Consider the following 8,788-nt stretch of genomic DNA (forward strand, 5'->3'; position numbering starts at 1 on the left):
AATGCCGGCCTTTTCGGCTTCCTTGCGATACCACTCCCAGCTGTCGCGCGTGGCCTGGTAGTCGGCGGTGACGCCGTAGACGCGCTTGAGTTTTTGCTCCTTGCTGTAGCCGAGCGCCATGCGCTGTTCCATGCCAAGCGTGTTGGAGGTGCGGAAGGTGTAGCGCGATGCGCCCGGCGTGGTGATCTTGTCGTCGGCCGACATGGTGACCAGATGCGGGATCTTGCGCTGCTTGGTGATGTTCATGATGGCGATGGTCGAGGCCGAGCTGACCGCGCCGAAAATCATTTGCGAACCGTCGGCGATCAGGCGCGTGGCTTTTTGCACGGCTGGTTGCGGCTTGGTTTCGTCATCTTCCCAAGTGACTTGGATGGGCTTTCCCAAGACCTTGCCGCCGCGTTCGGCGATGGCGACTTCCACACCTTTGCGCATGTCTTCGCCAAAGATGCCGTAGGTGCCCGACAGCGATACCACGCCGCCGATTTTAAACACGTCCGGATCTGCTGCATGGGCAGCGCTAGCGCCCATCAATGCCGTGAACAAGCCAACAGCAGGCAACAGCCGCCGGCTGCGCCATGGTGCAAATTGCTTCATATCTGTCTCCGTTGTAATCATTTTTGTGATGTTTCATAAGTTAATCGTGATATATCACGAATAGCTTCGTAGAATAATATCAGCAATCCGATTCAATGCAAGTGGTGATTTTTCATCTGTGGATTTGATGCGTTGCAACGAAGGATGAAGCAAGGAAACGGCGTAGTGGCGGCCGAAGATGGTGAATTTCAGTGATGTCGAAAGGAGTATGTGTGCCGAAAAATGCAGGCGGAAAGCGTGGCGTGCGGAGGGGCGGTGGGGCGGGTTCGTGATGTTTCACGCGATCAATAAAAAAGCCCGGAAGAGATTATCCTTCCGGACGGTATGCAATTCGGCAGGATAATCAGGTGATCATGGAATGAAGCCCGCGTTGCGATAGCTGTCGACGATTTCATCGTAGACGGCGATGTCGCCATGCCCGCGCGCCATCAGTTGCGCGCCGCCGATCGCGGCGAAAATGCTCATCGCCTGGCGCCGCAGGGCTTTCTTCGGTTTGGTTTCCGCCGTGCCTTGCATGAGTACTTCGGTCAGCCAGTCGACGTTGACGTCGTTGAAACGATTGACCTCGGCGCGTACTTCCGGCGGCAAGTCGTTGTGCTCCGCCGACATGATGCCGCACAGGCACATGCGATTATCATCGGCCAGCGCTGCCCGGAAGATCTCCGCATATTTCTTTATGCGGGTGCGCGCATCCTTGTGGACTTCCATCAGATTGCCCAGATAGGCGATACCGTCTTCGGTATAGCGGCGGGCGAGCGCTGCACCGAGATCGCCCTTGGTCGGGAAGTGATAGTGCACGCTGGCGCTCTTGATCCCGACTTCCGCCGCCAGGTCGCGAAAACTCAGCGCGTTATAGCCGTGCGCCTGCACGGTCTTGCGGGCGGCGGCCATGATTTTTTCGCGAGTATCGATTGCGCTCATGATGAAACAAACCTCTCTATCGGTAGATAGTTATTGACAGCGCGATTATACTATCTTATTGTCTATCTACCGATAGATAGATTAATTGATCGGCAATATCCGAATTATCTCGTTCAGCAACTGGAGCGCAGATTGATACAACGACAAACAGTCAAAAAGGAAAGTAACAATGAAGATTTATGACCGCCCCGGTTTCCCCAATCCAGCCCGCATCCGCATCGTGCTGGCGCAGAAGAATCTCGATTCACAAGTGACGTTCGAATCGGTCGACCTGATCGGCGCCGAGCACAAGCAGGCGGCGTTCCTCTCGAAGAATCCCTCAGGCGTGCTGCCGCTGCTGGAGCTCGACGACGGCACGCTGATCTCGGAAAGCACCGCGATCACCGAGTACCTCGACAACCTCGACGGCAATCCCGTGCTGACAGGCCGCACACCGAAGGAAAAGGCGATCATCCACATGATGCAACGCCGCGCCGAAAGTGGTTTGATTGACGCGGTCGGCATTTATTTCCACCATGCGACGCCTGGCTTGGGCGACGATCTGCAAAAGTACAAGAGCCCGGAATGGGCGCATCGCAAGGAGTGGGGTGAACGCGAACGTGCCAAGGCGCTGCAGGGCATGGTGTATTTCGACGGCATCTTGCGCAATAACAGCTACGTCGCGGGTGAGCAATTCTCGATGGCCGATATCACGGTGTTTGCCGGCCTGGCGTTTGCGGACGCAGCGGGGATTCCGATCGCTGCCGAGTTGAGCGCATTGCAGTCATGGCGTGTGAAAGTGGCAGAGTTGCCGGCGGTGAAAAATCGCAGCGGGCAAGCCTTTGTCGAAGAAGATTTGCGTCGTCTGGGTTTTTAAGTCGGCGACCGCCGTTCAGTCATTTCCGGCAATCCTGGAACGCCGCCTTTCGCAAGAAGGGCGGCATCTTTGCGTCAGCGGCTGATCTTTTCTTCGACAGATCCACAGCGAGAATCTAGGTCAGATTCAAGCCGCCATCCGCCGTCAAGATTTCCCCGGTCACGTATTGATTGGCTGCCAGCATGGTCGCCAGTTGCGCGATATCCGCCGGCTTGGCGGCGCGGCGCATGGGAGAGCGGGTCTGCCAAAGCGTGTGCGCATCCGCCCAGTCGGCGGTCAGCGGCGTGTCGACCAGGCCGGGCGCGATGGCGTTGACCCTGATGTCGGGAGCCAGGGATAGGGCGAGCAATTTTGTCATGTGATTCAGCGCCGCCTTGGTCGCCGCATAAGGGATCGACGCGCCTTTGGGGCGAACACCGGCGTGTGAGCTGATGTTGATGACGCATCCCGGCGTGCCGGACTTCGCAGAATTTTTCAGCGCCTCTTGCGCCAGCGCGATGAGGCGAAATGGCGCAACCACATTGACTTCATAGAGTTCATGCCAGATCTCGGGCGACGCCGCCGACAGATCGCCGTGAGGAATCACGCGACTGATTCCGGCGTTGTTGACGAGGACATCCAATCGTCCGTAATGCGCAAGGATTTGTGCAATCAGACGGGCACGGTCTGCTTCAACGGCGAGATCGGCCTGGATGTAGAGCGCCGCAGGCAAAGCGGCCGCCAGTTTTTCACCTGTCTCAACAGACGATCTGGAGTGGACGACGACGGTGTAGCCTGCCTCCGCGAAACCGTGTGCAAGCGCCAGGCCGATTCCCGACGTGGATCCCGTGACCAATGCGACGCGAAGTTCTGAATTCATAGGGTGTCAAATTTGCATGGAAGGTAAAAATTGCAGCAAGTCCGGTGATCGATTTCTTCTCAACGGAAGAGAGCAAGGCCTGAGTGAATCACTGCATCGTACGGGATCAATGGCGCAGCGGCAACGCAACAGTTTCCTTTGTCGATGGCGAGAAACTGTAACTTGCATTATGAAATCCTTAAGCGTATAAAGCTAACTAGTTTCTATTTGAAACTAGATTGGCGGAAGTTCATTGGCGCCCGGTTGAGCAGGCGGCGATGGCATCGGCCTTCTTTTTTCATTCTTGTTCTTGATCCTCGTCTTCAATTTTCAGGAGAAAATCTTGATTTCGGCATACGCAGATTTTGATAAAACTTTTCCATTCGCTCCGCACTTCCAGGAGGTCAATGGGTTTCAGATGCATTACGTGGACGAAGGAGACCGCTCGCGGGAAGTCGTGTTGTGTCTTCACGGCGAGCCGACCTGGGGCTATTTGTTCCGCTCATTGATTACGGCCCTTCGTAGCGATTACCGGGTTGTCGTTCCCGATCACATGGGCTTCGGCAAGAGCGAGACGCCGCAAGACCGCAGCTATTGGCTGCAGGATCACATCGACAATCTCGAGAAGTTGGTTCTTCAGCTGGACCTGAAAGAGATTACCCTGGTCATGCATGATTTCGGCGGTCCCGTCGGCATGGGCCTGGCCGCGCGGCATCCCGGGCGCATCAAGCGCATCATTTCAACCAACGGGCCGACGCCGTTCGGGCATCCCGACGGCATGGAACGGCTGATGGAGAATGCCGCCATCGCTCCCTGGTTCCAATGGATCGTGAAGGCCAATGAAGACGGTAGCCTGGAGCAGGTATTGGGGCAGCTCGGCTTCAATATCCTCAGCACCATGAAAATCAACGGCTTCGAAAACCACGGTGTGATCAGCGACACGTGGATTTCCGCCTATGGTGCGCACTTCGCGACGCCAGGCGATTGCCTGGGGGCCATAGGTTGGGCAAAGGGTTTCGCGACCGGCGCCCATCAGTTCGAAGTACCTGACGCAGCGGCGATCGCGACGATCCGGAGCCAGCCGGCGCTGGCAATCTGGGGCGATGCCGACAAGACGCTGCACCCGCCGATTTTCCTGCCGCTATTCACTTCGCTGTTCCCCGTTGCGGACGTGCGTCGCCTGCCTGAAGCAGGGCATTATTGCTTTGAGGATGCGCCGGATGAGATCGCCGGCATCGTCAGGAGATTCCTGAAAAACAGTTAGGAAAGCCGGGGGAAAATATTTCAGGCGTGAACTGTTCGGGCGGCCCGGAGGAGGAAGAGCGGCTTGAATATTCATGCAGCGGTCGCGCAGAAGCGCCGCGCGACGGCCTTTACGCCGGTGTTGATCACCGTCCTGTTGGAGTTGCTTTAACGTCCGACGGTGCATGCGTGAAATCAACAGGTATCGGTTGTTTTGTCTGATAGATGTACCAACAAATCTACCAACAAGTGTTTCGGATGTAATGAACACCGAAAAAACACCAACAAACAAAAAAGCCGCGCAAACACTATGTTTTGCGCGGCTTTTTGAACGTCTTTGAACGTTGTACTACTCAATTCTGGCGGAGACGGAGGGATTCGAACCCTTGGATGGGGGTAACTGAGGGGAGTGAGAGGTCATTTTTCAATGACTTAGCTCCCCTTAGTACCCCCTGTTTTCCCTGATTCCGCAGTGAATTCCGCAGTGGCAATCGTTAGTTTTGGTTTGAAACAGCGACTGCGAACCTCGGGAATCCTGACGTCGTGGTGAAGTATGATAAAGAGGCTAATGCTGGGGAATTGATCGGAGGCTATGTTCGTCGAGCGAGGCAATTTCTGAAGGCGGGTAGATTGCAATTGGCGGATAGTCAAGTTTGCAACTGGCGAGCGTTCCAGTATTTAGGCACGCCTCAAATCCTCTTGCAACTCCTGCTGTGGCGAACACATAGATTGTCTGAGCTATAACTGCCTCGTTTTCATTAGTTTCATTCATGTTATCGATCCCCCTCGAGGTGCGTATCTTATCATCGGTGCCGATGACTTGAGCACTGCCTTAGATGAGCGATCATTTTTTAAGTTATCTTGATAGCTAGTAAAAACGCCCGCAGATGTGGGCGTTTGCTTGTGTGCTCAAAGTCCGGTTCTGGCCGATTGCGGACTCTCAAAACCGATATGTCCAAACGGCAATTTACCAGATCGTGAGAGAAAACATGGAGATAATGGGCAAAAATCCCCCAGCAAAAGAAAAAGCGGCTTAGCGCGATAAGGCGCTAAGCCGCTTCAATGCTGGTGGCCCCCCGTGAGTCGAACACGGCACCAACGGATTATGAGTCGGTTCCAAACTCCTTGTATTACAACGAGTTTTTCAGGTAGTCCTATAAAAATCAAAAACTTAGCTTACCGCTACTTCCTGCCAGTTACCGCTATTTGCTGCGTCCAGTGCAGCAAAATTGCAGCAACGCTGGACATAGTTTGGGTGAAAACTATGTCTTAAGCAACTCTTCGTTAAGCATCATCTTGTTGACCGTAACCGCTTCCCCATCTTCCTAGACCAGCCTGAAGAAAACTTGGACAACGAGACTGTCTTCAACATTCTCATAAATGTTATCAACAGAGCGAAACAGCATCGGCAGGTCATCACAGTTAACTTGGCGCACTATTCTTGAGCACAACAGTCTCAGAAGAGAAGCGTGGCTTGTGCATCGGCAGCCTTAGCCGCCATCAGGGTCAGAAGACCCATTATTCCACGCAAGCTTTTTCTTTTAAACATGACATCCCCTCAGTGTCCGTGACTAGCCTTCGCAACCCTGTCAGGTTGGGCAGTCTGGCGGCTCAGCATCAATGTAACAACCGCTGACAGCGCCAACGAGGCAGCTACGACATACAAGCCTGCCGCGTAGCCGCCCGTAACGTTCTTAAGCCAACCTATAGCAAACGGCCCGACGAATCCGCCCAAGTTACCAAGGGAGTTAATCATCGCAATGCCAGCTGCTGCGCCTGCCCCGGAGAGGAAGGTACTAGGCATCGCCCACAGCGGAGCCTTGGCCGAGCTAATGCCGACATTCACAACAATCAAGGACAACACGACGAATAATGCGGTTGTGGCATTGCCTGCCAGCAGAAATCCAACGCATGCCACGACGCAGGGAATCACGACGTGCCAAGTGCGCTCGCCGCTACGGTCAGAATGGCGTGCCCACAGCACCATTGCCACTACAGCCACAACACTTGGAACACCTGTCAGCAGCCCAGTCTCAAACGGAGTGAAGCCAAACTCACGAATCATGAGTGGCACCCAGAGCCCCAAGGTGTAGAGGCCTGCGGAAGTGCCGAAGTAAATCAAAGCAAGAGCTAGGACACGCGGGTCCTTCAGTGCGCTCCAAGCGCTGGCAGTGTGGCCATGGCCGCCCTTCTTGGCATCCGCTTCCGACTTTAACCGAGCCACCAGCCATTCACGCTCGTCCTGTGCCAACCAATGAGCTTGTTCCGGCTTGTCTGTCATGTATTTCAACACTACGAAACCCAGAATGACGGCTGGTGCAGCTTCAATGATGTAGAGCATCTGCCAGTCCTTCAAGCCGAATAAGCCAGGCAGTTGCATGATGGCGCCAGACAATGGCGACCCCAGTGCTACCGAAATTGGGGCTGCGGCCATAAACCATGCTGCGGCGACAGCCCGCTGCTTAGCAGGAAACCACAGTGACAGGTAGAGAATGATGCCGGGGAAAAAGCCGGCTTCAGCTACTCCCAATAGGAAGCGCAGCAAGTAGAAGCTGTTGGGGCCAACCACAAATGCGGAAATTGCGGAGATGATGCCCCAAGTAATCATGACCCGCGCAATCCAGATACGCGCGCCGACTTTGTGCAGAATCAGATTGGAAGGTACTTCGAAAAGGAAGTAGCCGATGAAGAATAAGCCGCCTCCCAGCCCGAAAGCCGTCGGTGACAACCCCAAGTCTTTATTCATTGTGATGGCCGCGAATCCGACGTTGACGCGGTCAAGGAAGCTGATGAAATAGAGCAGCATCACAAAAGGAATGATGCGCAACATGAGTTTTCGCGAAACGCGCTCTTCGATTTCAGTTTTCATTGTCTCCTCCTTGGAGGTTAAGTCCGTTTAAGAAATTGGTTCTCTTGCTATCTGTTAATTGAGTTATGTTTGATAGCTTCTTTTGTCCCGGCGCTGCCCACTGCTACTTCATCCCCTCCTCATGCAATTTGTGCGAGACGCAACAAGTTCGTTGTCCCGGTTGTACCGAACGGCATTCCCGCAGAAATCACAACGGTTTGGCCAGGGCCGCCGAATCCTTCTGCGCTGACCGTACGACATGCAAGTTCGCTTACCTCTCCGGCATCCACGACTTCGTGACATAAGACCGGGTGAATGCCCCAAACCAGGGCCAAGCGGCGAGCTGTAGTGCGATTGGGCGTCATGCCGAGAATTGGCGTACTTGGTCTTTCGCGGGCCATGCGAAGGGCCGAATAACCCGAGGTTGTGTAGGCGACGGTTGCTGCGGCATCTAGCAGGCCTGCGACGTGCCGCATGGCGTAACCGATGGCGTCAGAGAATTCGGCCTTTGGAGCTGAGTGGGAAGCGGCGATGGCTTCGCGGTAATAAGGGTCTTGTTCGGTGCGACCGATAATGAGGTCCATTGTGCGAACGGCCTCTACCGGCCATGCACCGCTGGCAGATTCGGCCGATAACATCACCGCATCCGCGCCATCATAGATAGCAGTAGCAACGTCTGATGCTTCTGCTCGCGTAGGCACCGGCGCGCTGACCATCGACTCAAGCATCTGGGTCGCAACAATCACCGGCTTACCCGCGCGGCGGCAAGCTCGAACAATTCGTTTCTGCAGGGCCGGAACTTGTTCTGCCGGGAGTTCGACGCCTAAGTCACCACGGGCAACCATGACAGCGTCCGCCTCACTGACGATTTCATCTAAGAATGTGATGGCAGCCGGCTTTTCCAGCTTTGCAACAATCGCCGCGCGCTCACCGGCAATGGCTCGTACCTCTTGGATATCTTCAGGGCGTTGGACGAACGAAAGCGCGACCCAGTCCACACCAAGCTCCAAACCGAATTCCAGGTCACGACGGTCCTTTGCCGTCATCGCTGACACGGGCAGAACGACGTCTGGAACATTTACACCTTTGCGCTCGGAGAGCAAGCCGCCCACTTCGACCAATGTCTCGGCAAAATCGAGGCCGCAACGCAGCACCTTCAGACGAATACGGCCATCATCGAGCAGAAGCCGGGTACCGACCTTCAATGCAGCAAAGATTTCAGGATGAGGCAGTGCCACGCGGCTCACTGTCCCAGGCGTCGCGACGTCGAGGTCCAAATGGAACGCGGCGCCAGTTTCCAACAGCACAGGGCCTGCCAGGAAGGTGGCAATCCGCAGCTTCGGTCCCTGAAGGTCCAGCAACACGCCGATTGGGCGCTGCTTCTCCGATTCGATATCGCGAATCAGTTGAAGACGCTGGCGATGGTCCTCATGACTACCATGACTGAAGTTCAGACGAAAGACATCGACGCCGGCCCCTCTAAGGCTTG

7 protein-coding genes are annotated in these 8,788 nt (G+C 55.1%); 2 read left to right on the forward strand and 5 right to left on the reverse strand.

Translation table 11 applies throughout. The annotated features are described in order from the left end of the window. Positions 1-594: ABC transporter substrate-binding protein (locus HLUSI_RS0117145; protein WP_016835133.1), on the reverse strand; the 594-nt coding region annotated here is incomplete at its 3' end. Positions 595-945: 351 nt separating this feature from the next. Then, a complete protein-coding gene (locus HLUSI_RS0117150; RefSeq protein ID WP_016835134.1) occupies positions 946-1,515 on the reverse strand; it encodes a TetR/AcrR family transcriptional regulator in 570 nt (189 codons plus the stop codon). A gap of 169 nt (positions 1,516-1,684) precedes the next feature. Between HLUSI_RS0117150 and HLUSI_RS0117155 the strand changes: the two genes are divergently transcribed. Continuing rightward, entirely contained in the window at positions 1,685-2,371 is a 687-nt protein-coding gene (locus HLUSI_RS0117155; RefSeq protein ID WP_016835135.1) for a glutathione S-transferase, read from the forward strand. A gap of 115 nt (positions 2,372-2,486) precedes the next feature. On the opposite strand, the gene HLUSI_RS0117160 is transcribed toward HLUSI_RS0117155, so the two are convergent. Beyond that, entirely contained in the window at positions 2,487-3,230 is a 744-nt protein-coding gene (locus tag HLUSI_RS0117160) for an SDR family NAD(P)-dependent oxidoreductase (protein WP_016835136.1), read from the reverse strand. 283 nt (positions 3,231-3,513) lie between these two features. Between HLUSI_RS0117160 and HLUSI_RS0117165 the strand changes: the two genes are divergently transcribed. Continuing rightward, positions 3,514-4,473 carry an alpha/beta fold hydrolase gene (locus HLUSI_RS0117165; RefSeq protein WP_016835137.1) on the forward strand — a complete coding sequence of 320 codons (960 nt, stop codon included), beginning with the start codon at positions 3,514-3,516 and terminating at the stop codon, positions 4,471-4,473. A 1,536-nt stretch (positions 4,474-6,009) separates the two neighbouring features. Here the strand turns inward: HLUSI_RS0117165 and HLUSI_RS0117175 are convergent. Then, positions 6,010-7,320, reverse strand: a complete 1,311-nt coding sequence (locus tag HLUSI_RS0117175) for an MFS transporter (RefSeq protein WP_016835138.1) — start codon at positions 7,318-7,320, stop codon at positions 6,010-6,012. A 119-nt stretch (positions 7,321-7,439) separates the two neighbouring features. Next, on the reverse strand, positions 7,440-8,788 hold a 1,349-nt coding region (gene pyk / locus HLUSI_RS0117180; RefSeq protein WP_029363655.1), incomplete at its 5' end, for a pyruvate kinase.

It is taken from the genome of Herbaspirillum lusitanum P6-12, from assembly GCF_000256565.1.
GTDB classification, from domain to species: domain Bacteria; phylum Pseudomonadota; class Gammaproteobacteria; order Burkholderiales; family Burkholderiaceae_D; genus Herbaspirillum; species Herbaspirillum lusitanum.